22 protein-coding genes and 1 pseudogene are annotated in these 23,596 nt (G+C 46.5%); 7 read left to right on the plus strand and 16 right to left on the minus strand.

Features of this window, described 5'->3' with window-relative positions:
- Positions 1-21 precede the first annotated feature (21 nt).
- Positions 22-756 (minus strand): LytR/AlgR family response regulator transcription factor, encoded by a 735-nt coding sequence (locus ACLHG7_RS08325; protein WP_410210588.1) that lies wholly within the window; start codon positions 754-756, stop codon positions 22-24.
- Positions 757-959: 203 nt separating this feature from the next.
- A complete protein-coding gene (locus tag ACLHG7_RS08330; RefSeq protein ID WP_410210589.1) occupies positions 960-2,105 on the minus strand; it encodes a sensor histidine kinase in 1,146 nt (381 codons plus the stop codon).
- Between ACLHG7_RS08330 and argH the strand changes: the two genes are divergently transcribed.
- A complete protein-coding gene (gene argH / locus ACLHG7_RS08335) occupies positions 2,096-3,553 on the plus strand; it encodes an argininosuccinate lyase (RefSeq protein WP_410210590.1) in 1,458 nt (485 codons plus the stop codon). The two genes, ACLHG7_RS08330 and argH, sit on opposite strands and share 10 nt — an antisense overlap.
- A 113-nt stretch (positions 3,554-3,666) precedes the next feature.
- On the opposite strand, the gene ACLHG7_RS08340 is transcribed toward argH, so the two are convergent.
- The 5 genes from ACLHG7_RS08340 to ubiG form a co-directional block, all read right to left on the minus strand.
- Positions 3,667-4,674: a sulfate ABC transporter substrate-binding protein gene (locus ACLHG7_RS08340; protein WP_410210591.1), complete on the minus strand. Its 1,008-nt coding sequence runs from the start codon at positions 4,672-4,674 to the stop codon at positions 3,667-3,669.
- Positions 4,675-4,772: 98 nt separating this feature from the next.
- Positions 4,773-5,777, minus strand: a complete 1,005-nt coding sequence (locus tag ACLHG7_RS08345; protein ID WP_410210592.1) for a bile acid:sodium symporter family protein — start codon at positions 5,775-5,777, stop codon at positions 4,773-4,775.
- Positions 5,778-5,859: 82 nt separating this feature from the next.
- Positions 5,860-6,639 (minus strand): YciK family oxidoreductase, encoded by a 780-nt coding sequence (locus ACLHG7_RS08350; RefSeq protein WP_410210593.1) that lies wholly within the window; start codon positions 6,637-6,639, stop codon positions 5,860-5,862.
- A gap of 158 nt (positions 6,640-6,797) precedes the next feature.
- A complete protein-coding gene (gene gph, locus ACLHG7_RS08355) occupies positions 6,798-7,457 on the minus strand; it encodes a phosphoglycolate phosphatase (RefSeq protein ID WP_410210855.1) in 660 nt (219 codons plus the stop codon).
- 14 nt (positions 7,458-7,471) lie between these two features.
- Positions 7,472-8,260, minus strand: a complete 789-nt coding sequence (ubiG, locus tag ACLHG7_RS08360; RefSeq protein ID WP_410210594.1) for a bifunctional 2-polyprenyl-6-hydroxyphenol methylase/3-demethylubiquinol 3-O-methyltransferase UbiG — start codon at positions 8,258-8,260, stop codon at positions 7,472-7,474.
- A gap of 435 nt (positions 8,261-8,695) precedes the next feature.
- On the opposite strand from ubiG, the gene ACLHG7_RS08365 reads away from it, so the two are divergent.
- Entirely contained in the window at positions 8,696-9,346 is a 651-nt protein-coding gene (locus ACLHG7_RS08365) for a thiol:disulfide interchange protein DsbA/DsbL (protein ID WP_410210856.1), read from the plus strand.
- 210 nt (positions 9,347-9,556) lie between these two features.
- Here ACLHG7_RS08365 and ACLHG7_RS08370 read toward each other — a convergent pair whose 3' ends face one another.
- Positions 9,557-10,237, minus strand: coding sequence for a TetR family transcriptional regulator (locus ACLHG7_RS08370; RefSeq protein WP_410210595.1), 681 nt, complete (start codon positions 10,235-10,237; stop codon positions 9,557-9,559).
- Positions 10,238-10,506: 269 nt separating this feature from the next.
- On the opposite strand from ACLHG7_RS08370, the gene ACLHG7_RS08375 reads away from it, so the two are divergent.
- Together ACLHG7_RS08375 and ACLHG7_RS08380 are read left to right on the plus strand one after the other, a co-directional pair.
- The gene (locus ACLHG7_RS08375; RefSeq protein ID WP_410210596.1) at positions 10,507-11,634 is read left to right on the plus strand and encodes a ferredoxin reductase; all 1,128 of its coding nucleotides are present in this window, start codon (positions 10,507-10,509) and stop codon (positions 11,632-11,634) included.
- Between the two features lie 68 nt (positions 11,635-11,702).
- On the plus strand, positions 11,703-12,896 hold the full coding sequence (locus tag ACLHG7_RS08380; protein WP_410210597.1) for a fatty acid desaturase family protein: 1,194 nt from the start codon (positions 11,703-11,705) through the stop codon (positions 12,894-12,896).
- A gap of 97 nt (positions 12,897-12,993) precedes the next feature.
- On the opposite strand, the gene ACLHG7_RS08385 is transcribed toward ACLHG7_RS08380, so the two are convergent.
- Positions 12,994-13,473, minus strand: a complete 480-nt coding sequence (locus ACLHG7_RS08385) for a hypothetical protein (RefSeq protein ID WP_410210598.1) — start codon at positions 13,471-13,473, stop codon at positions 12,994-12,996.
- A 382-nt stretch (positions 13,474-13,855) separates the two neighbouring features.
- Here ACLHG7_RS08385 and ACLHG7_RS08390 point away from each other — a divergent pair, with 382 nt between their 5' ends.
- Positions 13,856-14,128 carry a hypothetical protein gene (locus ACLHG7_RS08390; RefSeq protein ID WP_114897823.1) on the plus strand — a complete coding sequence of 91 codons (273 nt, stop codon included), beginning with the start codon at positions 13,856-13,858 and terminating at the stop codon, positions 14,126-14,128.
- Between the two features lie 198 nt (positions 14,129-14,326).
- Here ACLHG7_RS08390 and ACLHG7_RS08395 read toward each other — a convergent pair whose 3' ends face one another.
- The 6 genes and pseudogenes from ACLHG7_RS08395 to murJ form a co-directional block, all read right to left on the minus strand.
- A complete protein-coding gene (locus ACLHG7_RS08395; RefSeq protein ID WP_410210599.1) occupies positions 14,327-14,695 on the minus strand; it encodes a hypothetical protein in 369 nt (122 codons plus the stop codon).
- Between the two features lie 85 nt (positions 14,696-14,780).
- A complete protein-coding gene (fkpB, locus tag ACLHG7_RS08400) occupies positions 14,781-15,275 on the minus strand; it encodes an FKBP-type peptidyl-prolyl cis-trans isomerase (protein WP_410210857.1) in 495 nt (164 codons plus the stop codon).
- A gap of 1 nt (position 15,276) precedes the next feature.
- Entirely contained in the window at positions 15,277-15,810 is a 534-nt protein-coding gene (gene lspA, locus ACLHG7_RS08405) for a signal peptidase II (RefSeq protein ID WP_410210600.1), read from the minus strand.
- Positions 15,803-18,655 (minus strand): isoleucine--tRNA ligase, encoded by a 2,853-nt coding sequence (ileS, locus tag ACLHG7_RS08410; protein WP_410210601.1) that lies wholly within the window; start codon positions 18,653-18,655, stop codon positions 15,803-15,805. Before ileS ends, lspA begins: the two co-directional genes overlap by 8 nt.
- A 172-nt stretch (positions 18,656-18,827) precedes the next feature.
- A pseudogene (gene ribF / locus ACLHG7_RS08415) lies at positions 18,828-19,832 on the minus strand (riboflavin biosynthesis protein RibF); the annotation flags it as partial.
- Positions 19,833-19,957: 125 nt separating this feature from the next.
- Positions 19,958-21,505: a murein biosynthesis integral membrane protein MurJ gene (gene murJ / locus ACLHG7_RS08420; protein ID WP_410210602.1), complete on the minus strand. Its 1,548-nt coding sequence runs from the start codon at positions 21,503-21,505 to the stop codon at positions 19,958-19,960.
- Positions 21,506-21,717: 212 nt separating this feature from the next.
- On the opposite strand from murJ, the gene ACLHG7_RS08425 reads away from it, so the two are divergent.
- Positions 21,718-22,497: a diphthine--ammonia ligase gene (locus ACLHG7_RS08425; RefSeq protein WP_410210603.1), complete on the plus strand. Its 780-nt coding sequence runs from the start codon at positions 21,718-21,720 to the stop codon at positions 22,495-22,497.
- Between the two features lie 86 nt (positions 22,498-22,583).
- Complete coding sequence (locus ACLHG7_RS08430) at positions 22,584-22,964, plus strand: cysteine-rich CWC family protein (protein WP_410210604.1); 381 nt, start codon at positions 22,584-22,586, stop codon at positions 22,962-22,964.
- Positions 22,965-22,996: 32 nt separating this feature from the next.
- Here the strand turns inward: ACLHG7_RS08430 and ACLHG7_RS08435 are convergent, their stop codons facing one another.
- On the minus strand, positions 22,997-23,575 hold the full coding sequence (locus ACLHG7_RS08435) for a TetR/AcrR family transcriptional regulator (RefSeq protein WP_410210605.1): 579 nt from the start codon (positions 23,573-23,575) through the stop codon (positions 22,997-22,999).
- Positions 23,576-23,596: the final 21 nt, after the last annotated feature.

The raw sequence follows: 23,596 nt of genomic DNA on the forward strand, positions 1-23,596 counted from the left end.
CATTAAACGACCCAGAGTCGCCTATAACATATGCATTTTATCCTTTAATTGAGGCAAATGGCGACGACTGACCGCCAATCGTTCATCAATTCCACGGAATCGCACCTGGTATTGTCCTGTAGCCACCATTTCGATGCCCTCAAGGAAAGGAATTGCGAGGAGTGCATTGCGGTGTACACGAATAAACCGATCACCAAACTCCGCTTCAAGTTCTTTTAACGTTTCATCAATCAATACTTCACCACCAGCGTGACGAACCGTGACATATTTCTGATCGGCCAAGAAGTAATAAATACTATCCAAGGGAATCAACTCCATGCCACGATGGGTACGCGCCGTGATGTGCTGCCTGGTTGAGCTATCCCCATGATTTGCAGCACGCAATTGATTGACTTGGGCAGCATTCAAACGACTGGCACGGTTTAACGCCGCAGAAAGATCATCTCGATTGACGGGTTTCAACAAGTAACCAATCGCTTGTTTTTGAAAGGCTTCTATCGCATGTTGATCGGAGGCCGTCACAAAAATCACAGCAGGGGGGTTTTGCAAGCCAGTTAGAGCTTCTGCGCACTGTATACCGTCCATTTCTGGCATGCGTACATCCAGCAATAACACATCCGGATGAAACTCACTGACTTTGGCCAACGCATCTAGGCCATTGGGAGCCTGCGCTACAACATGATGACCCGCCTCTACCACCAAGCGACTCAAACGCTCCCGACCCAGAGGCTCATCATCACATATTAGGATATTCATTTAAACCTCCCTCTTTCCTCGTCCTTGTTTTCGTGCACATGACCTGTTGGCAATATTATTCATCGGCACGTTTAGGCTACGTTAGTTTGGATAACTAATTTTAATAATCATTCTATCCCAAATTACATTTCCGTATATATTCAACACTGAATACTAACCTACATCATACACCCTATATAATGCGCTGAATAAAATCAATAACCCTAAACATTTCTTGTAAATGGATAGCAAAGATACGCGGTAAAAAACTCACGCGCACGATGCGTCGTTAAGCGAGCAGTCGTTCCATATTGCGCTTGCAACCGTTCATGGATATTGCTCAAAGCCATTTGATTGCCTGATCGCCCACTGTGGTGTGCATTGCCCATATGGATCGGATTGGTGACTACAATTTTGATTTCATCAGCAGCCCACTCAATCAATACCGTGATCAAACTCTTATTCGCACTGACCTCTACCCCATGCACGACCGCATTTTCCAGAAGGGGTTGTAATGTTAATGAGGGAATTTTTAGAACTTTCAATATGCTTTCATCCGGAATATGCCACTCAACCTGCAGACGTTCTCCTAGACGCAGCGATTCAATGGCTAAGTAACGCCGACACAGCATGACTTCATCCGCAAGGGTAACCTCTCCTGATGACTGTAAGCTCGCGCGAAACAGCGCCGATAAGTCCTCAACCACCGCACCCGCTTGGTGGCTATCCGTTTCTATTAGGGAAAGTAATGTATTCATGGAATTGAATAAAAAGTGAGGATGGATTCTGGCTTGCAAGGTATCTAATCGAGCAAATAATTCAGCTCGCTCGCGGATTAGCAATTGCTCACGCATATATAAGTAATGCAAAACCACACCACTGATAATCATGGCCAGCACTAAATGATGAATGACCTGCTCTTGTAACGCGAGTGAATCCCAAGGTTTTAAATGCGTCAGAACCTCGACCGTGTTCACCAATATCGTGTACACAACCACGATCACCCCAATAATCACATAACAAACAAATACGGCACGAATCCGTGACCAGCGCATCAGGCGCTGTCTTAAAAACTCTGCCACAATAGCAAAACTCACCGCAACCCAATTCATAAAGAACGTAAAAACGAATAAACGCTCCCACGTCAGCATCTCAAAACTTGACGAAGTAGACAGGGCAAAGAACAAAGCCAATAGGCTGGCAAGTACCATCAAACGAATCAGAGCACGCCCTTCAGAAAAACGCGGGATGAAGAATGCATGATCAATTTCGACAGAAGCATTCGGCACCACAGGTTTATTGGTCTGTTTCTTCGGTGAATTTGCTATACTCGCATTTATTTTGTGTTTGCGTACCGATGATGACCACACCTGACAATTCTCCTGTTTTAAATAACACCACAACTTCTGACACATCTGCTGTAAAAGCTGAATCGTCAGGCATGTGGGGTGGTCGCTTTAGTGAAGCGACGGATGCCTTTGTTGCTCAATTTACAGCATCTGTGCAATTTGACCAACGTCTATATCGTCAAGATATCCAAGGGTCGATCGCCCATGCCACGATGTTGGCTTCCGTAGGTGTACTGACCGATGCTGAGCGCGATGACATTATCAAAGGTCTCAGCAGCATTCAGGCTGATATTGAGGCAGGTCGTTTTGAATGGCGTATCGATCTTGAAGATGTACACATGAACATCGAACATCGCCTGACTAACCTGATCGGAATTACGGGTAAGAAGCTACATACAGGCCGCAGTCGTAATGATCAAGTCGCAACCGACATTCGTCTCTATTTACGAGATGAAATCGATCAACTGATGCAGCTTCTAGCCAAACTTGAGCGCGGCATTCTGACACTCGCAAGTCAGCATACCGACACGATTATGCCCGGATTTACCCATCTGCAAACGGCACAACCCGTTACTTTTGGTCATCATCTGATGGCGTGGTTTGAAATGCTGCTGCGTGATGGCGAGCGCCTGATTGATTTACGCCGCCGCGTCAATCGGTTGCCATTAGGCTCTGCTGCACTTGCAGGCACCACCTACCCGATCAATCGTGAATACACCGCCCAACTCCTAGGATTTGAAGCCGTTTGTGAAAACTCACTAGATGCGGTCTCTGACCGTGATTTTGCAATTGAATTCACCAGTGCTGCGGCTTTGATTATGATGCACTTATCGCGCATCAGCGAAGAACTCGTGCTGTGGACTTCTGCGCAGTTCCGCTTTGTGCAAATTCCGGATCGTTTCTGCACGGGCTCATCCATCATGCCACAGAAGAAAAATCCCGATGTACCAGAACTGATTCGCGGCAAGAGTGGTCGGGTATATGGCGACTTGATGAGCCTCCTCACCCTCATGAAAGGTCAACCGCTGGCTTACAACAAAGACAATCAAGAAGACAAAGAACCGCTGTTTGATGCGATTGATACCGTTCGTGGTAGCTTGCTCGCCTTTGCTGACATGATTCCTGCGTTGGTGCCGAATATCGACGTGATGAAAGAAGCTGCACTGCGTGGATTTTCAACTGCCACCGATCTGGCAGATTATCTGGTGAAGAAGAATATTGCCTTCCGTGATGCGCATGAAATTGTCGGTAAAGCTGTGGCGCTCGGTGTACGCGAGAACAGAGATTTGTCAGAACTGACGCTTGCTGAACTACAACAGTTCTCCAACCTCATTGAGCAAGATGTCTTTGCGGTATTGACCTTAAGTGGTTCAGTAGCAGCACGTGATCATTTGGGTGGTACTGCGCCACGCCAAGTCAAAGCGGCGATTGAACGTGCGGCGGGGAGATTGGAAGTATTGCTAGGGTAAGCAAGTATCTCGCTTTTAACCTCACTCTTTTAGAAAAAAGTAGGTGATCTAAAATCAATGCGGGTGGATAAATTGCTTATCCATCCCGCATCTTTATACGTTACGCTTCAACATCACTTCGAATAAATCTGATCAAAGATGCCGCCATTTGCAAAATGGACTTTCTGCGCATTGCGCCAGCCGCCAAACACTTTATCGATGGTAAACAATTTGATCGGTGCAAATTGACTCGCGTATTTAGCTGCAATCTTAGGGTCACGAGGACGATAGAAGTTCTTCGCCACAATTTCCTGACCCACAGGGGTATATAGGTAATTTAAATACGCCTCAGCGATTTTACGTGTGCCATGCTTATCAACCGACTTATCCACGACCGCAACGGAAGGTTCAGCCAGAATTGAAATCGATGGCGTCACGATATCGAATTGATCAGGACCAAGTTCTTTGGTGGCCAGCAATGCCTCATTTTCCCAAGTCAGGAGCACATCACCAATGCCGCGTTGGGCAAAAGTCGTTAATGAACCACGAGCACCGGAGTCAAGAACCGCGACGTTTTTATAGAGTTTGCCGACAAAGTCCTGGGCCTGTGTAGCATCACCGCCTTTGTCTAGGACATAGCCCCATGCAGACAGATAAACCCAGCGCGGTGCACCACCGGTTTTTGGATTAGGGGTAACAATGCTCACACCGGGTTTAACCAAGTCATTCCAGTCTTTGATGTGTTTTGGATTACCTTTACGCACCAGAAAAACGATGGTTGATGTATAAGGAGCAGAGTTATATGGCAGACGTTTCTGCCAATCTTTGGCAATCTGACCAGAATCACTGATTGCATCGATATCATTCGCCAAAGCCAAAGTCACTACATCGGCGTCGAGCCCTTCGATCACGGCACGGGCCTGTTTACCTGAGCCGCCGTGGGATTGCTTCACCTTAACGTCTTCACCAGTTTTGCCTTTCCAATATTTAGCAAAAGATTCATTAAAGTCGGTATATAACTCGCGCGTAGGATCATAGGAAACGTTCAATAATTCCGTTTCAGCCCATGCAGATAAAGGAAGAGAGAGTGACAATGCCGCGCTGACGACAAATATCGTTTTTCTAATAGTAGATTGAGACACGTGATACCCCGTTATTACGCCTAATGTAGGGCTTCAGGGTATCAACTCCGTGTTTTCTAAAAAAATAATTAAATCAGGTTTGCTTATTGGTAAAAATGCTAAGCAGACTTATCTATAGATTCGACTGACACATGCTTTAAACGATTGGCATAGCGCTGGGCCAGCACAGCACACACCATGAGTTGCAGTTGATGAAACAGCATCAGCGGTAGAACTAACATCCCAATCGGGTGTCCGACGAACAAGACTTTTGCCATAGGTACACCGCTAGCCAGACTCTTCTTTGAGCCACAAAATACGATCGTGATTTCATCTTCTTTATTAAAGCCAAGCAAACGACTGCCATACGTAGTTAATAGCATCATCAGAGCTAGCAAAATCGCGCTCACGACAGCCACACCAATCAACGCAGGTAACGGTAATTGATGCCATAAGCCTTCAACCACTGCCTGACTAAACGCCGTATAGACAACGAGCAGAATAGACCCTTGATCCACCACTTTGACCAAAATGGGATGGCGTTGGATCCACGCATAAATCCAGCGCCGCGCAATCTGACCTAAGATAAAAGGCACCAAAAGCAGCATAATGATTTGCAGCACCGCCGAACTAGAATCATAACCACCCGCTCCGGAGTGTGGCATGATCAAAAGTCCAACCATGATAGGCGTGATAAAAATCCCAATAATACTGGATGCCGATGCACTACAGACGGCTGCTGGGATGTTGCCATGCGCCACCGAGGTGAATGCTATGGATGACTGGACAGTGGACGGGAGCACGCAGATATAGAGGATACCTAAATAGAGCGCAGGGGTGACCAATGGTTCAAGGAGTGGACGCAAAACCAACCCAAAGATTGGAAACATCACAAATGTACAAACCAAAACCGTCAAATGTAGGCGCCAATGCGTCAACCCAGCCAAAGCCGCCTCACGCGACAGTTTTGCGCCATGCAAAAAAAACAGCAAGCCGATTGCGATATTGGTCAGATGATCAAAACCAACAGCGGCGCTCCCCTGACAAGGCAGCACACTCGCCAAAATCACCGCAGTAATCAGCATTAAGGTAAAGTTATCCGGTAAAAAGCGCGGTCGTCTCATTCATCTCGTCCAATTCAAAAGCGATCTGCCCGTCTCTCCCATGGACAGACAGGCAGTCAAAAATAATATGCTGGTCTGGTGCTTAGTCTTTTGACCACTCAGCACGTGGTACGTCTAAGGACTGACCCGTAACCCCTTTACTATCAGGACCGATCAGATACAAATACGATGCCATTATATCTTCAGGCTTGGGCAGTGTGTTTGGATTTTCACTGGGGTATGCCGTGGCACGCATCTGTGTACGAGTGGCACCGGGGTTCAGACAGTTAAAACGAATATTCGAGGTATTGGCAAGTTCATCGGCAAACAAATGACTTAAACCTTCAATCCCTTGTTTAGAGATCGCATACGCCCCCCAAAACGCCTTCACGGTCCGTCCCACACTACTCGACGTGAAAATCACTGAGGCATCATCGGATTTGCGCAAAGTCGGCAGCAGAGCTTGCGTCAGTTGGAAAGGCGCGCGGAGATTGGTGTTCATCACGTCATCCCAGATGGTAGGGTCATACATCTGCAGGGGCGTGAGAGGTCCCAGTATCGCAGCGTTATGTAAGATGCCATCCAAACGGCCAATTTCTTCATCAATCGTGCGCTGAATCGACAAATAATCATCGAGTTTCGCAGTGGCGAGATTGAGGGGCAAAAGCGCGGGCTGTGCCCCACCCTGCTTCTCAATCTCATCATAAACCGCTTCGAGCTTGCTCAGTGTCCGCCCCAAGAGCAGCACTGTTGCGCCATGTTTGGCAAAGGCCAATGCCGCTGCTCGGCCAATCCCATCACCTGCACCAGTCACCAAAATGACTCGATTTTTCAGTAAATCTGGTTCTGCATGATACGTCGATAAATCTATAGGGAGATACATAAGACGTTCCTTTCTAATGGGTTGAATCGGTGTTGATCAAGTATTAAAAAATGCATTACTCATCTGAATTCAAGATATTCATTTAAAACGGTATACAGGATTCTCATGACAGTGATGTTGACAATTCCTCACAAACCCCATCACAACACTTCACCACATCAAGCCGCCCACAAGGCCTGTAACTCTTTGGCGTGATGGACGATAAAATCCGCTTGCCAACTGGCTAAATCATCAGCTCTCTCAGGTGGCAAATAGCCATACGCCGCCAAAATCGTTTGCATGCCTGCCGCACGCCCAGCATCGATATCACGCGGATGATCGCCGACATACACAATGTCCTTAGGCAAAATATCCAGAATCTTCGCCGCCAGATACATTGGTTCTGGATCTGGCTTGGTATGTCGAACATCATCCGGACAAACCAACACAGCACAGCGCTCACTTAAATGCATGGCCTCAAGCAACAATGCCGATAATCCCCGTGGCTTATTGGTGACGATACCCCACGGGATTCCCTTTGCTTCCAAAGCCCGTAACACCTCATCCATACCGTCAAACAACGTGGTATGCACCGCAATGTTTTCAGCATAACGCCGCAGAAACTCGTTGCGATAGCCTGTTAATTCAGGACTATCGTCGCTGAGCTCTGGATGTAGCGCACGTACCATTGCTTTAGACCCTTCGGAGACCTGTACACGGATCACCTCATCGGCAGGAGGAATCACCGAAGCTTCTGTACAGAGTTCCTTAATGATCCGGATAAAGTCAGGCGCGGTATCAATCAACGTGCCGTCCAAATCAAACAGTACCGCTTTAATATTCAAGAGCTGACTCATGGGGCAACCTTACGGGTTGCCAACATGTAGTTCACATCCACATTCGGCGCTAACCAGTAGTTTTGGGTCAACGGATTAAAGTGCAGCCCGATCATATCTTGTAGCGTAAGCCCTGCATCACGAATAAAACCAGCAAGCTCAGAAGGGCGGATAAACTTCTGATATTCATGGGTTCCGCGCGGCAGCATCCTCAAGACATATTCAGCCCCAATAATGGCAAATAAATATGACTTTGGATTGCGATTGATGGTCGAAAAGAACACATAACCACCGGGTTTTACCAATCTCATACAGGCTTCCACAATCGATGCTGGATCGGGTACGTGTTCCAGCATCTCCATACAGGTCACGACATCGAACTGTTCTGGCATTTCTACTGCAAGCTCTTCTACAGGAATCTGACGATATTCAATGTCTTGTACATTTTCTTGCTCGGCATGCAGACGCCCCACAGCCAGAGGAGCAAGCCCCATATCAATACCCAATACATTCGCGCCACGTCTTGCCATCGACTCAGCCAGAATCCCCCCACCACAACCCACATCCAGTACGCGCTTACCCGCTAAGCCAATACTTGCATCGACATGATCGCTAATCCAGTTGAGACGTAAAGGATTGATCTGATGCAGTGGACGAAATTCAGAGTTTGCATCCCACCACTTCGATGCCAATGCTTCAAACTTTGCAATCTCTTGTGCATCAACATTGTGTACCGTACGCGGCTTAGCTTCAGCAGTATCGACTGAATTTAATTGGGAATCTGGTGCAGCATCTAATGTAGTCATGATATGGAGACAATTCCTAATTCGAGCAAGATGAAAAGACTGCGTTGTGTGAATGCTTTATATAAGAAAGAGTTCAACGACCTCGTGGTCTAGCCTAAGTGTAAAACAAAATCAGGGCAAACAAACTGATTCCTATAAAACTTCACACTGTGGACATGAAATTCACAGACAAACTACTGAATTATTCCGATTATTATCCTATGTTACACATGTAAATTCAGTGACAATAGGATCACCAGCACACAAACTGCTCTCCCAGACTTTTTAAGGTGCGTGCTGTCTTTTTTAGAATCGCGTCCGCAATGACGATGCTACAATGATACCGCTGCGATCACAGCGTGACGACTACTCTGATCGAAACCACAGTATTCCAGCCAAGGATGTAAAGGATATTTCATGACCACTCAGACGTTAAACCCTATGAACATGCTCTCTATGACTACACCACGCAGTTTTATCAAAAAGACCCTTTTTGCAGCAGTCGTCACTCTCACCTTCGCAAGCCTATCAGGCGCAGCCAATGCGGCTACTGAAGCGTTCACAGCGGGTAAAGATTACAAAGTCCTGTCTAGCCCAGGCCCAGTCGACAAGCCAGGTCAAATCGAAGTCCGCGAGTTCTTCTGGTATGGTTGCCCGCATTGCTTCCGCCTTGATCCCTTCGTTCAGCAATGGCTTAAAACCAAGCCTTCTGATGTGAACTTTGTGCGGACACCCGCTGCGTTAAACCCAGTCTGGGAACAAAATGCACGCGGTTTCTACGCGGTGGACATGCTGGGACAAACCGAAAAAGTTCACAGTGCATTGTTTAACGCGATTCAAGTGAAAGAACAACGTTTGTTTGATCAACCTTCACTGGCATCTTTCTACGCAAGCCAAGGCATCGATGCAAACAAATTCAATGGCCTCTATAATTCATTTGCAGTCACTGGTAAGGTCGCTCAATCTAAAAAGTTAGCGATTCAGTATCAACTTGAAGGCGTACCTGCTGTCGTCGTAAACGGTAAATATGTTGTACAGGGTGAAGATGGTAAAGTTCTGGAAGTCGTGAACTTCCTCGTGAATAAAGAACGCACTGCAAAGAAATAACAGACAAAATGAGGTACATCCTCATTTGAGAAACTTTGCGAAAAAAACCGCCGCTTACTCGATGCAAGCGGCGGTTTTTTTTCACTTACTCAGTCTAATGCATCATGGCACTTAGACCTTGATCTTAACTTCACCCAGAATCAGCAATGATGTGTGATTGGAAAAGGCGATGAGTGAAAGCGTGTGTACCCCATGCTTTTACAGCCTGATTTATACCTTTGCAGTGATGAGCTCAGGATTACTTTGCCAATTTGAAACACCGCGATTGAGAAGCTGAGCTTGACGCGTAGCGCGCTGCATCAATTGTTCTTGCTGCTCTTCAAGAGAAAGCTCTTCATCCGATGAGGGTAAGGTGATCCAGGTCATCGCCCATGTAAAGGCAAGGTTAACAAGCACCTCAGAGATAATGGTCAGATCTTCACGCTCAAGCAAAGAGAATGCTGGTAACTTATGCAGATCCTCTGCCATATCCACCGTAAAAAAACGCACTTCTTTATCAATCGCACGGCGCACCACAACCGATGCTCCCCAGCGCTCACGAACCAGAAAAGCCCAATAGTTTGGCTGTTTGGCAATCGCTTGAAAGAAACGTTCGATGCTATCTCGTGTTGTTGATGTCTTGGTCGGTTTGCTGGATGAGAGTGCAAAGCCATCTCGTAGGCTCATGCGTAAACGATGGAGGGTGCCTGAGACATAATCGACCAGATCGGCTCCAAGCTCATCCATATCCTGGAAATGTCGATAAAACGCTGTGGGAACAAGCCCCGCCTCTCGTGCAACCTCACGCAGGCTAATCGTACCAAAAGACCGTCCGCCTTCACTACTCAAGCTAAGCGCGGCATCAAGCAAGGCTTGTCTACTTTGCTGTTTGCGCTCGTCGCGTAAAGACATAGGCGAATCATCCAACTACTAATATGAAACAGATTAAAGAAAATAACTTTAAAAAAGCGACTATTCGATCAAAACAAATAGCCCATAAAAACCAAGGGTTCGAGTCTAACAAATTCGGCGCAACATCAAAAAACAAATTTAATAAAAATTTTCAGTGTACAAGTGTTGACTAAAATAAAATTTCACGTATATTAGTGTACAAGTGTTCACAAAGATTACATGCGTTCACTTAAGAACGTATTGTACATAATTTAATTAAGCACAACCAAATGAAAGCGCCAGCCGCAGCAAACTGCACATGGCAAGCTAAGGGGAATGACATGCAAGCCACTCTAACCAGCAGCACAAACTATCAACCAGCCGCTTATAAACCGCACTGGGTTCGTGAAGATTTTGTCGATTTTGTTTTAGCAAAGATCAATCCATTATGGACTGTCACACGTACGATGGCTCGTGTTGAGAACATCGAATACATTGAAGACGACATGGTGAAAGTGACGCTATCAACCAACCATTTGTTGAATCGTCGTTTCAAGGCCTTTAAAGCCGGTCAATTCATCATGCTGACCGCAACCATTGCAGGTGTCCGTCATCAGCGTGCGTATAGCTTGGTCAACACACCAGAAAACTATGCCAAGACAGGTCGTTTGGTGATTGGGGTTAAACGCCAAGGCCGTGTTTCAAATTATCTGGCAAAACAAGCCAAGATTGGTGACGTACTTGAGATTGCACCAGCTTCAGGCGAGTTCATGCTGACTGAGGAAGCCACACCTGCTCTGTTCATCTCTGCGGGTAGCGGTATTACCCCGATCGTCCCAATGATTCAGCAAGCGTTGGAACGTTCAAAGCTTCCTGTGACATTGATTTACTACTCACGTGATCCAGCTTTCCGCATGGAACTTGAGACCCTAGCAGCCGCTTATCCACAGTTCGACTTGAACATCATCGTTGACTCTGCTGAAAAACCAGCCTTCTTCGATGTCGAAACCTTAGAGCGCATCTGCCCTGACGCTGCAACTCGCGAAACTTATGTCTGTGCAGCTCCAGGCCTTATGACAGCGACCCGTAAAATTTGGGAATCCTTTGGCTGGTCAGACAAGATGCGCCAAGAAAGCTTCTTGCCAATCAAAGTCGATGAAAATGCCGAAGCACAATTGGTGAACTTCCGCCGTAGCCAACGTGAATTCGAAGCCAAAGGTAACCTGCTCGCTTCTGCTGAAGCCGCCGGACTGACACCAACTTATGGTTGCCGCATGGGTGTATGTAATGCCTGTGTCTGTACCAAGGTTTCAGGCTCTGTGCGTAACCAAGTTACTGGTGAAATCAACGATCAAAACAATGTCCAAATCAAGCTTTGCGTCAATGCAGCGATCAGTGAAGTGGTCATTGATCTGTAAGCCTTATCGATCTGCAAACACAAATACCATATTAGACCTAATTAACTGAATTAAAAGAGAGAATAATCATGAGTACACTGTATCCTGAAGTTCGCTTTAACCGTAAAAGCCGTGTGTTATCGCCTGAAGAAGTTGCTGAGTTTGGTCGTCGTATCGATGCCCTGCGTGATGAAACCCGTGCCAAGATCGGAGAACAAGATGCAAAATACATCTACCGTGTGCGTAACTTCGTACGTTACACAGAAATCGCGAGCCGCAGTGCACTGATGTTTGGCGGTTGGATTCCACCCGTCTGGTTATTGGCATCAGTAGCCCTTGGCGTGTCCAAAATTGTAGAAAACATGGAACTCGGTCATAACGTCATGCACGGTCAGTTTGACTGGATGAACGATCCCAGCATGAATGGCGCGAGCTACGACTGGGACACTGTATGTTCAGGCGAAGACTGGAAACATACTCATAACTTTATGCATCACACCTATACCAATGTGCTGGGTGTAGACCACGATATCGGCTATGGCGTACTGCGTATGACCGATAGCCAAGAATGGAAACCGCGTAATCTGGCTAATTTGCCAATGGCATTTACCTTGATGGTGGGCTTTGAATGGTTATTGGCTTTGCAAAACTTGCACTTGGAAGATTTCTTAGATGGCAAAGCACCCTTAACGAAGGTACTCTCGAAAGGCGGCAGCTTTGCCAAGAAAGCGACCCGTCAATTTACCAAAGACTATGTGATCTTCCCTGTACTTGCAGGTCCAATGTTCCTGCCAGTGCTTGCAGGTAACGTGACAGCCAACCTGATTCGAAATGTCTGGGCCTTCTCGATCATTTTCTGCGGTCATTTCACTGAAGACGTCGAAATGTTTGAAAACAATCTAGATAAAGAAACCAAGGCCGAATGGTATCTGCGTCAGTTGAAAGGCTCAAGTAATATGATCGGCGGCAAGGTTTTCAACTTCTTGACAGGTAACTTGAGCTTCCAGATCGAACATCATATGTTCCCTGATATGCCAGCTAACCGCTATGTGGAAATGGCACCTGAAGTGCAAAAAATCTGTGCTGAGTTTGGTCAACACTACAATACCGGTAGCTTTGCCAAACAAATGACGGGTGTGGTGAAACGTATCGCGATTCACTCTCTGCCGAACGAAACAGTAAAAAGTATTCGTACGACACTGAACCTGCAAGCTGAGAAAAAAGGCATTACCGGTAAAGTATTCAAACGCTTAGCGAAAGCAGCAGAATACGCACCGCTGTAATAACAATAAAAAATGAAACAATAACAACATATTATTTCATTTTAAACCACGATTTCATTGACTTGAGATCGTGGTTTTTTATTTTCTCGATAGCTGCTTAGTTTAGTGGCACCGGATTCAAATTCAACTGTAGATAAGGGATCTGTGGGATAGCCAGCGGACAGGTCATCGAAACACGCAAGCCCTTTAAAAATGCCCGGCGCGTGATACCCGCGGCAATCGTGGATGCAATCTTCTTGGAATATCGCTCAGCTCCAGTTAGCTTCCGCACCCAACTTCTAAAGGGTACAACCCCTTCTGTCGTTCTACGTAAGGCCCCTATAGCACGAGACCCTGCCTCATCCATGCCTTGATCGACCCAATCATGCTCACTCGACTTGGGCATATCATAATCTGAGCCAAGTACTCTATTTAGCGCATGAATGTCGCTATCCAAAGTAGCGCAACTCAGGTCATTAGGAATTTTATAGGGCTGTTTTGAGGCTTCTATTAACACGTCAGGAATTTCTGTACGGACGATATTCAAGTCACTGAGCGGTACCACAGCTGCATCAACATAGCTCGGCTGCTTAGTCATGGTACAAGAGATGAGCAAAAAGACAGATAACAGTGACGTTATCTTAAGAACAATACCACCCAAAATTTTCCTTTGATTTTGCTGCATTTTCTTCCATAGTGACGGTTCGCCACCCCTCTTGGATTGCAGTTTTATAGTCTATTTTTATTATATTGAGGCGAATATTGATTATACCAGAGCAAAAAATACTCGGCTTTAGTCTGAGATCATCGATAAAATCGATAAGAATTTTTCTTCTTATAAATAGCATCTTATTGTGCAAGCGGCAGCACTCACGATGATTTGTCACTTTATCCAATAGTTTTACAGAGCAGATTGGGTTATTATTTTTTTTGATCGACTTATCGTGCAAACTTATATAACAATTTGGGAGAATAAGCCCATGAAAAAGCTAGAATTTCCAATGCAATGGTATCAAGAACATATCAATTGGATGCTTAGAGTTGTAGCTGGCATCTTTGCATTAGGATCGTGTTTTGCGCTCTCCGACGACATCTTAAGTCTCTTGGATGAGTATTCACTTGAGCTCAGCATCTCAGTCGTACTCAATGCCTATTTTATTTTGGTAATGAGCAATGTCTTTTTTTATGGACATACGCCAAAACACTGGAAAAATATGGACGAAGCCAAAAAGCAGCTGTCCAAAAGACATTGATCAGTCCTGTCACTTCACACGATCATCAGACCTATCCAGCATCTTAATGCTTTACTGATGATCTGTGTCATACCTTATTATAAGAGCGCAAATATTTCATCTTGATGAAACCTGTCTATCGAAACACTCTTCTCGCTCAGAGCAAAAAGTGTGGCCGTTTGAATCATTTTTGAAGATATAAAACAATCATTCTGGCCACTAATCCTTTGGATGTTCATCCTTGAATCGCTGCTCTGCTTTCACCAAATGACTGATCAAAATATGCGAAATCATATTAATGCCGATCCCAGCAAACAAAGCTGGCAATATATACAGCGCAATAGAAACTTCTGAGACAAATACAGCATCATCCATCAAAGACACGGTATGCTTGGCGAGTGTTGCCAAGCTACGCAGCAAATAAACATCGATCCCTGCAATGACCACTAGCACAAAACCCAAAATCAGCACCGCATGGCGCGAAATGGCTCTCTTGGCAAGCAATATCCCGTAGATTCCAAATGGGATAACCAGTGAAAAGACAATGAGTAGCCAGAATCTGAGTTCGGTGAATATGGTGGTCGTCATAGTTTTAAACTGAACATTTATGAAGAAGGAGCCTGCTCAATGAACAGGCTCTTTACAGAGAGGAAAAAATCTTTAAATACGGGGATTAACCCAACTTCACACCACTCACACCAGCCGGAGTTACTTTCGCAATCTCCACTTCAAACACCACATTACGCCCTGCCAATGGGTGATTGAAATCCACTTCAACTTTGTCGTCATTGACTGCCTTAACCACGCCTGCAAGCGTGCCGCCGCCTTTATCCTGAAACTCCATCATCGTGCCAATCTCAGGCGTTGTATCGCCAGCTTTAACGAACTGAACAGTATCAAACGACTGAACGTTTTCTGGATTCCATGGACCAAAAGCATCTTCAGGTGGCAAATGCACCGTACGGCGATCACCCGCACGCAGTCCGATCAATGCATTCTCAAAACCTTCCAACAAGTTACCATCACCGATCACTAGGCTGACTGGCTCTGGATAGCTGCGGGTATTGTCAATTTCAATACCGTTTTCAAGGGATACAGAAAAATGCAGCGCCACTTGCGAACCTTGCGCAATCCGCGTGTCTTCGTTGGGATTGGTAAAGGTCGTGATGTTATTTTGAGTCATTGCTTGCCTGATCCTTTTTGCTCTGACGAATCTTGTCCAAGAACAACATATCAATAATTAAAAAAATGGTACCCAGCGTAATCGCGCTATCGGCAAGATTGAAAGACGGGAAATAATGACCGTTATAGTAAACACTAATAAAATCGACCACATAGCCCAATGACATCCGATCAATCAGATTGCCAATTGCACCGCCAAGCACCAAGGCGATGCCTGTCGCCAGTACTTTGGTATCACGCGGTAAGCGCAGCAGCCAACCAATAAAAAGGACTGAAACAATGATGGCAAGGCCCGTAAACAAATAACGCTGCCAACCACCAGCATCAGATAAGAAGCTAAACGCTGCGCCATGGTTATGCAGCAGGGTCCAATCCAGACTAGGGAATACTGGTTGCGCCTCACCATAAGTCAGATGAGTCGAAGCGATATGCTTGGTCCATTGATCAAGCAGAATTGCCAGTACACTGAGTCCCAGCCAGACCAAGTTCTCACGGCGGAAAGATTGGATAAGCTTAAGCATAGTGACGTACCTCACCGCTACCATCGACATTTTCGACGCAGCGCAGACAAAGATCAGGGTGCGCAGGACTGCTGCCCACATCGGTACGCACATGCCAGCAGCGTGCGCATTTCACGCCTTCTGCCGCAGTCACATAGGCATGTAAGCCACTGAGTTCTGTCGCTTCACCTTCCCCGACACCATTATGATTCAGCTCAACATCACTCACGATCAGCACGAAGCGTAACTCGTCTTTCAGTTTAGCAAGCACTTGATAGATATGCGGCTCTGCCCAGATCTGTACTTTAGCAGAGAGATTCGCACCCACAGTTTTGGCATTGCGTGCATTTTCAATCAGTTTATTGATTGCAGACTTCACATCCCATATCGAGAGCCATTCAGCATCACTAATTTTTTCTACACTCGTAACCGGAATATCATACCACTCAGTCGTAAAAACATATTTATCAACGAGTTGATTCTCATTTTGTGGAATCAATGGCCATACTTCTTGCGCGGTAAAAGTCAAGATTGGGCTCATCCAACGCACAAAGGCATTGACCAAGTGATACAGCGCCGTTTGCGCTGAACGGCGCGCCAGTGAATCCGACTTGGTGGTGTATTGACGATCTTTGATGATATCAAGGTAAAAACCACCCAGATCACTGGTACAGAACGCGACCATCTGGCTACATACCACATGGAAGCTCATTTCATCATAAGCCGCTTGGATGCTATTTTGTACCGCCGCAGCACGCTTCAAAATAAACTGGTCCAAAGCAACCATATCTTCAATTGCGACCAAATCAGTCGCTGGATTGAAGCCATTCAGATTCGCCAATATAAAACGCAAGGTATTGCGGATACGGCGATAGCCATCGGTAGTTCGGTTAAATATTTCTTTACCTGCAGTCATTTCGTAACGATAGTCACTGGATGCAATCCAGAAACGCACACCATCGGCACCAATGTCTTTGATCACATCTTGCGGGGCAATGATATTACCCAGTGACTTCGACATTTTGCGGCCGTTTACATCAACCACAAAACCATGTGTCAGCACTTTCTTAAACGGTGCAGTATTGTCGATCGCCAGACCCGTCAACAGTGATGTCTGGAACCAACCGCGATGTTGGTCTGAACCTTCGAGGTATAGATCAGCTGGGAATGACAATTCAGGGCGTTGTTTGAGGACGCAATAGTGCGTCACACCCGAGTCAAACCAAACATCGAGGGTATCGGTTGCTTTGTTGTAGTGTGCAGCATCCGCACCGATTAAATCCGCAGCGTCTGCTTTAAACCATGCGTCCACACCGCCTTGCTCAATCAGGTCAGCAACCTTGTCGATCAGCTGTTCGGTATCTGGATGTAATGCACCGGTGTCCTTATGGATAAAGAACGGGATTGGCACGCCCCATGTGCGCTGACGCGAGATACACCAATCTGGACGACCATCAATCATCGCCTCAATCCGGTTTTGACCCCAATCCGGAATCCAAGTAACCTGTTTGATCGCATCCATGGCTTCAGCGCGCAGATTTTGTTTCTCCATGCTGATAAACCACTGCGGCGTGGCACGGAAGATAATCGGCGTTTTATGGCGCCAGCAGTGTGGATAACTATGGGTAATCGCAACATGCGCCCAGAGCTTACGATCCGACTTCAGTTGTTCGATGATTTGTGGATTGGCTTTATAGATATGCTGACCGGCAAACACGGCGGCCTCGGGTAAATAGACACCGCTACCACTTACCGGATTTTCAACTTTCAGGTTGTATTGCAGACCAACTTTATAGTCGTCCACACCATGGCCCGGCGCAGTATGCACCGCACCCGTACCACTGGAATCCATGACATGCTCACCCAAAATCACAGGCACCTGACGTTCTACGATCAATGGATGCTGCAGCGTTAAATGTTCCAGCACGGCACCTTTGAAGGTTGCCAAAACTTTAGGATTTTTCAATCCATAACGTTCAGTCGCTTCACCAGACAGTTTCGCAGCCAGAATCAAAGCGATAGTGCTCGCCTCTGACTCAACTTCAACGAGTTGATAATCCAGATCCGCATTCAGCGCCACCGCTTGGTTGGCAGGCAGTGTCCATGGTGTCGTGGTCCAGATCACCACTTCAACAGGATTCTTCACCTCAACATGGATGCGTTTCGAGAGATCAGCAAGATCAACCACACCAAAGCCGACGTCAATGGCATCAGATTTTTTGTCTTGATATTCCACTTCCGCTTCAGCCAAGGATGAACCACAATCCAAACACCAGTTCACTGGCTTGAGACCCGGTTGCACATGGCCCGCTTCAACAATTTTACCCAGCGCACGAACCGTATTGGCTTCTTGCTTAAAATTCATCGTGAGGTAAGGGTTATTCCAGTCCCCCAACACACCCAGACGTTCAAAGTCTTTCTTTTGTAGCTCAACTTGGCTTGCGGCGTATTCACGGCACAGCTCACGGAACTTGGTCGCATCGACTTTGACACCAACTTTGCCGACTTTTTCTTCCACTTTCTGTTCGATCGGCAAGCCGTGACAGTCCCAGCCGGGAACATACGGTGCATCAAAGCCCGACAAGGTTTTGCTTTTGATAATGATATCTTTCAGAACTTTATTGACCGCATGACCCAAGTGGATCTGGCCGTTTGCATAGGGCGGGCCATCATGCAGCATATATTTTGGCTTGCCTGCGCGCGCAGCACGGACTTGCTCGTATAGACCGTCTGCTTGCCAATCCGCAAGCCACTGCACTTCACGGGTTGCAAGTTTAGCTTGCATCGCAAAAGGCGTATCTGGCAGGTTCAGCGTATCTTTATAGTCAGTTTTAGAATCAACTTTGTCGTCTTTACGATCACTCATCAGGTTCTACGATCCAATTAAAAATTAGCAGTTAATTTGCAGTTTAATGTTTAAAATCACTCAAGCTCTTGTTCCCTATATGAGGGACTTATTACTTCAAAACCATCTTTTCAATATTAATTTTTTCAATATCAGCATCATCGACTACCACATGCAAATCCGTGATCTCTATCGGAAATACGCTATTTGACTGCCGATAATCCATCAATTGCTTCACATCATTCTGGATGCCGTTTTGCAGTGCTTCCAGTGAGGGGTAATTTAGTTCACCGTGCAAGAAGTGCAAGAATGTCACGCTCACCCGTAAACCATACAGATCCACAGACAACTTCTCTGGATGTGCGGTATGCGGTAAAAACACTTCTAGACGCCAGGTCTTTTTGCTCTGATCTTTGATCGCAGGGCGAGTACCCACATGCCCCGCCCCAAACACACTACCAGTTGCATAAGCAGGAATCGCTTGTCCACCAGTCAGATCGAAGAGACTGGTACCATCTGCCAAGTCCATTTGCACGGCATAAATACCATGCAAACACGGTGTCAAACGATTCAAGGCGACATTAGCCGTTGGGAAATCAATGGTTCGACCAATCTGATCCCCGTATTGCACCCGCCCGGTAATGCGATACGGACGCCCTAGTAAACGGGCGGCAGCCACAAAATCACCGCTGGCCAGTAACTCCCGAATACGCGTCGAACTGACCCGTGCGCCATCCACCAAGATCGTCGGTAAAACCGCAACGGGAAAGCCATAGTCCTTCAAAAACGCTACATCACCAGCCCGATCACAGCCAAAACGGAAGTCATCACCAATCACCAGTTCACGTGCATTGAGAAGGTTTTTGAGCAGATCGGCAAAGGCTTGTGCCGTCAATGAGCGAAACGACTGATCAAATCGCACCAGAAGCACGTAATCCACATCAAGCGACTTCAGGATTTCGACTTTCTCACGCCATGACGTAATCCGCGCAGGCGCTTCTTCACCGCGAAAAAACTCTTGGGGTTGAGGCTCAAACAGCATGACGAGCGTCTTGAGACCCAGTTCCTTTGCTGTATCTTTCAACGTTTGGATCATCGCTTGATGACCCAAATGTACGCCATCAAAATTACCAATCGTGACCGCAAGCGGCGGCAACACACAATCATGGGGCAAGCTGTGTAAACGAAGCAGTTTCATGCGCGATAAATAATCAGCAATAGAGAATATGTATAGTGTGCCAGATTTGTGCGCTGTCGTCTGCTACCCAACCTTGCACGCCTAAGTACACACTGCCTAAAACACATGAATCAATTCATCTTTAATCAATGGTGTCGAATCTGACTCGGTCTAAATCCAGTCAGTAATAAACCGACACCGTAAGCGGTTGCACCCAGCAAACATAATGACGCCAATTCGGCAATGCGCTGTAGTTGAGGAGCATCGTGTTGATAGAACTGCAAACCACCGACCAAGACAACCGCCATCAAGACATTGCCACAGAGATAGCGGAAACCAATCACTTTCCAGTGCGATTCAATACGATAGACACCATCCCGTGCCAATGCACGATAGAGCATACCCGCATTTAAGAAAGCCGATGCTGTGCTGGCGAGAGACAAAGCCGCATGCAGTGGCCATTGCAGCAAATGGAAAATTCCGACCAAAATCAGGTTAAATACCATATTGGCAACCACCGCAATCAAGCCAATCTTGACCGGGGTCTTGGTATCTTGGCGGGCATAAAAGCCCGGTGCAAAAATTTTGATCAACATAAACGCCAAAATACCGCCGGATAAGCCACGCAGTGCCCAGACGGTCATATCAACATCCGCCTGCCCAAAGCGACCATGCTGAAATAACGCTTGGATCATGGGTTCTGCGAGCAAAATCATGGCAAGACTGGCAGGAATCCCTACTAGAGCAATGACTTGAGTGGCCCAATCCAGCATACGTTTGAAGCGATCATGATCTTTTTCGGCATGGATCGCAGAAAGTGAGGGCAAAATAACAGTCGCAATCGCAATACCAATCAAACCCAATGGCAATTCTGTCATCCGCTCTGCGGTATACAACCACGACACAGAGCCTTCTTTCATAAAGGACGCCAACACGGTGTCTAGCAACAAGTTGATCTGTACCACAGACACGCCAAAGAGTGCCGGAAGCATCAGCTTCAAAATCCGCACTACACCTTCGTGCTTAAAATCGACTTTTGGTGGAATCAGCAGTTTTTTCTTCCAGAGTTCCGGAATCTGGATTGCAAGCTGAATGAAACCCGCAGCCATTACGCCCCAGCCGAGCGCCATGACAGGTATACTCATTAGCGGCGCAAGCCACCACGCGGCGGCGATCATCGTCACATTCAATAAGACGGGTGCAAAAGAAGCCGTGGCAAAAGAGCCATAGCTATTCAAAACGCTACCCGCAAAAGCAGTCATTGAAATGAGTAACAAATACGGAAATGTCAGGCGCAGCAGCTCCACAGCCAACTGAAATTTGACTTCCTGACCATGAAAGCCCGGGGCAAAAATAAAAATCACTAAAGGGGACGCGACAACTGCAAAGGTGGTTAGCACACCTAAGATGAGCATGAGCGAACCCGATGCTCGACTGATCAGAATCTGGACTTCTTCATGTGTTCTGGTGGTTTTATATTCAGATAAAACAGGTACAAACGCTTGCGAAAACGCCCCTTCTGCAAAAAGTCTGCGCAGGAAATTGGGAATTTTGAATGCCACCAAAAAGGCATCCATCACACCGCCTGCACCAAAGACATTGAGCAAAACCATATCCCGCACTAAACCCAAGATACGCGACAGCATTGTCATTGCACTGACAATAAAGGTGGAACGCCACAACGATCGCGCCATGCTATGCCTCAACACTTCTAGCAAAAAAGAGCGCTATTGTAGAGGATTTAAACAAATGGATTGCACTAATCCACACAAAGATTTTATAAAAAATAGACTTTCGTGACATAACCGCAACGATTTAAAGCTATAGATCAGGCATTGATCGCTGTTGCATAGCTTTGCACCATTTAGCCCATTATGATGATGGTCTCCTTAGAGTCTCTCCAATCATGACCACGATAAAAATACATCCTCAGAAACCCAAAGCCCTCATGTGCTGGAGTGGCGGCAAAGATTCCGCCATGGCATTGCATCGCGCTAGTCAAGATTTTGAGGTCGTCACATTAATGACGACACTCAATGTTGAGTTTAAGCGCATCTCTATGCACGGTGTACGGGAGGAATTATTGGATGCTCAAGCGGATGCCATTGGTTTACCCTTGATTAAAGTCTGGGGCAGCACAGGCAGCAATCAAGAATACGAAAAGCAAATGACAAACGCATTGAATCAAGCCAAAGCGATCGGCGTGACTCATGTTATTTTTGGTGATATTTTTCTGCAAGATCTGCGTGAATATCGTGAGCGCCAACTCGCCAAAGTCGGCTTAATTGCTGAGTTTCCACTCTGGCAATCCAATACGACAAAGCTTATCCAAGAATTTGTGACTCAAGGCTTCCAGACCATCACCTGTTGTATCAATGATGGATATCTTGATGAGTCTTGGGCAGGACGTGAGATCGACACGCAATTTATTCAGGATTTACCTCCAATTGTCGATCCTTGCGGAGAGAATGGCGAATACCATACTTTCTGCTTTGCTGGGCCGATATTCCACCAGCCCATCAGGTTCACACGCGGTGAAGTGATCTATCGACCACTGCCAACGCCTATGCCGATCAGCACTCAAAATCACGATCGAGACGATTCAAGTTCTGATCAATACGAGTGCATATCCCTCGTAGAAACCAAAGGGTTTTGGTTTTGTGACTTAGAAACATTACCAACTTAAGCTATAATATAGCTGACTATTTGGTTTGATCATGCGCTATTCGCTTTAGATTTTTACCGTAGCCCTTTCCCTTTGAGCAGCTCCTGATGAATAAAACCTGCCAGCGATGCCAAGCCAGCTTTGGTTGTTCAGCACTGAATAATGAGCCGTGCTGGTGTATGGATTATCCTAAAATACTGCGCTATCCAGACCCAGAGACTGAAGTGAGCGACTGCCTGTGTCCGACTTGCCTCACGTCTATCATCAAAACGCGGATCGAACAGACCATTGATGATCGCAAGGTTCATCTATTTGCCCCTGCGGTGGCAATGGCTCTAAAAGATCAACCGTTGATCGAAGGTTTGGACTACACCATTGAAAATGGTAACTGGGTACTTTCACGCTGGTATCTGCTCAAGCGTGGAGATTGCTGTGGGAATGCTTGCCGTCATTGTCCATATGGGCATGCCAATGTCAAAGCCTCATAGAACGATACTTCGTCTTGGCCCCATTGTTTTTTTTAAGACAATATCGATTTAGACACTGCTTGTAGCACCTCTTCAGACAGGGTTTCGTCATCCACTGCGCGGGCGATTACCATCGCACCAACCAGACTGGCAACAATGGCCAGAGATCTTTCGCGTTTAACTGCTTCTGATTCATGGGTAACTAAGCCTGCGAAAAGATCAACCAGCGACCTGAACCCTTGCGTTAGTTTATGACGGATTGTCGTGCTTTGGCGCGAGGCGTCAATACCGAGTGTCGCCATGACACACCCCGCACCAGGCTCTGCACAGTGTTTTTTCGACAGATAAGCCTGCGTAATGACTTTTAGCGCACTACCCGCCTCCCGTTGCTCCGCAAACGCTGCAATCTTATGCCAGTTGCCAATCGTCTCTTGAAACGCGCGGTCACTGGCCTCGGCCATCAACTCTTCTTTGGAATCAAACTGACCATAGAACCCGCCATGGGTCAGACCTGCATTTTTCATCAGTTCGGCAACACCAATGCCGTCAAAACCACGCTCACGGAATAACTTTGCGGCAACATCCAGTACGCGCTCACGATTTTGTTCCGCCTGAACTTTACTGACTTTCATCCTGTTCACCATTATTTTTGA

Source organism: Aquirhabdus sp., from assembly GCF_046462495.1.
Taxonomy (GTDB): domain Bacteria; phylum Pseudomonadota; class Gammaproteobacteria; order Pseudomonadales; family Moraxellaceae; genus Aquirhabdus.

Coding starts and splice junctions, on each gene's coding strand:
- ACLHG7_RS08325 (WP_410210588.1), bottom strand. CDS start 756: ATGAATATCCTAATATGTGATGATGAGCCTCTGGGTCGGGAGCGTTTG.
- argH (WP_410210590.1), top strand. CDS start 2,096: ATGACCACACCTGACAATTCTCCTGTTTTAAATAACACCACAACTTCT.
- ACLHG7_RS08345 (WP_410210592.1), bottom strand. CDS start 5,777: ATGAGACGACCGCGCTTTTTACCGGATAACTTTACCTTAATGCTGATT.
- ACLHG7_RS08350 (WP_410210593.1), bottom strand. CDS start 6,639: ATGTATCTCCCTATAGATTTATCGACGTATCATGCAGAACCAGATTTA.
- ubiG (WP_410210594.1), bottom strand. CDS start 8,260: ATGACTACATTAGATGCTGCACCAGATTCCCAATTAAATTCAGTCGAT.
- ACLHG7_RS08365 (WP_410210856.1), top strand. CDS start 8,696: ATGACTACACCACGCAGTTTTATCAAAAAGACCCTTTTTGCAGCAGTC.
- ACLHG7_RS08370 (WP_410210595.1), bottom strand. CDS start 10,237: ATGTCTTTACGCGACGAGCGCAAACAGCAAAGTAGACAAGCCTTGCTT.
- ACLHG7_RS08375 (WP_410210596.1), top strand. CDS start 10,507: ATGAAAGCGCCAGCCGCAGCAAACTGCACATGGCAAGCTAAGGGGAAT.
- ACLHG7_RS08380 (WP_410210597.1), top strand. CDS start 11,703: ATGAGTACACTGTATCCTGAAGTTCGCTTTAACCGTAAAAGCCGTGTG.
- ACLHG7_RS08385 (WP_410210598.1), bottom strand. CDS start 13,473: ATGACTAAGCAGCCGAGCTATGTTGATGCAGCTGTGGTACCGCTCAGT.
- ACLHG7_RS08390 (WP_114897823.1), top strand. CDS start 13,856: ATGAAAAAGCTAGAATTTCCAATGCAATGGTATCAAGAACATATCAAT.
- ACLHG7_RS08395 (WP_410210599.1), bottom strand. CDS start 14,695: ATGACGACCACCATATTCACCGAACTCAGATTCTGGCTACTCATTGTC.
- lspA (WP_410210600.1), bottom strand. CDS start 15,810: ATGCTTAAGCTTATCCAATCTTTCCGCCGTGAGAACTTGGTCTGGCTG.
- ileS (WP_410210601.1), bottom strand. CDS start 18,655: ATGAGTGATCGTAAAGACGACAAAGTTGATTCTAAAACTGACTATAAA.
- murJ (WP_410210602.1), bottom strand. CDS start 21,505: ATGGCGCGATCGTTGTGGCGTTCCACCTTTATTGTCAGTGCAATGACA.
- ACLHG7_RS08425 (WP_410210603.1), top strand. CDS start 21,718: ATGACCACGATAAAAATACATCCTCAGAAACCCAAAGCCCTCATGTGC.
- ACLHG7_RS08430 (WP_410210604.1), top strand. CDS start 22,584: ATGAATAAAACCTGCCAGCGATGCCAAGCCAGCTTTGGTTGTTCAGCA.
- ACLHG7_RS08435 (WP_410210605.1), bottom strand. CDS start 23,575: ATGAAAGTCAGTAAAGTTCAGGCGGAACAAAATCGTGAGCGCGTACTG.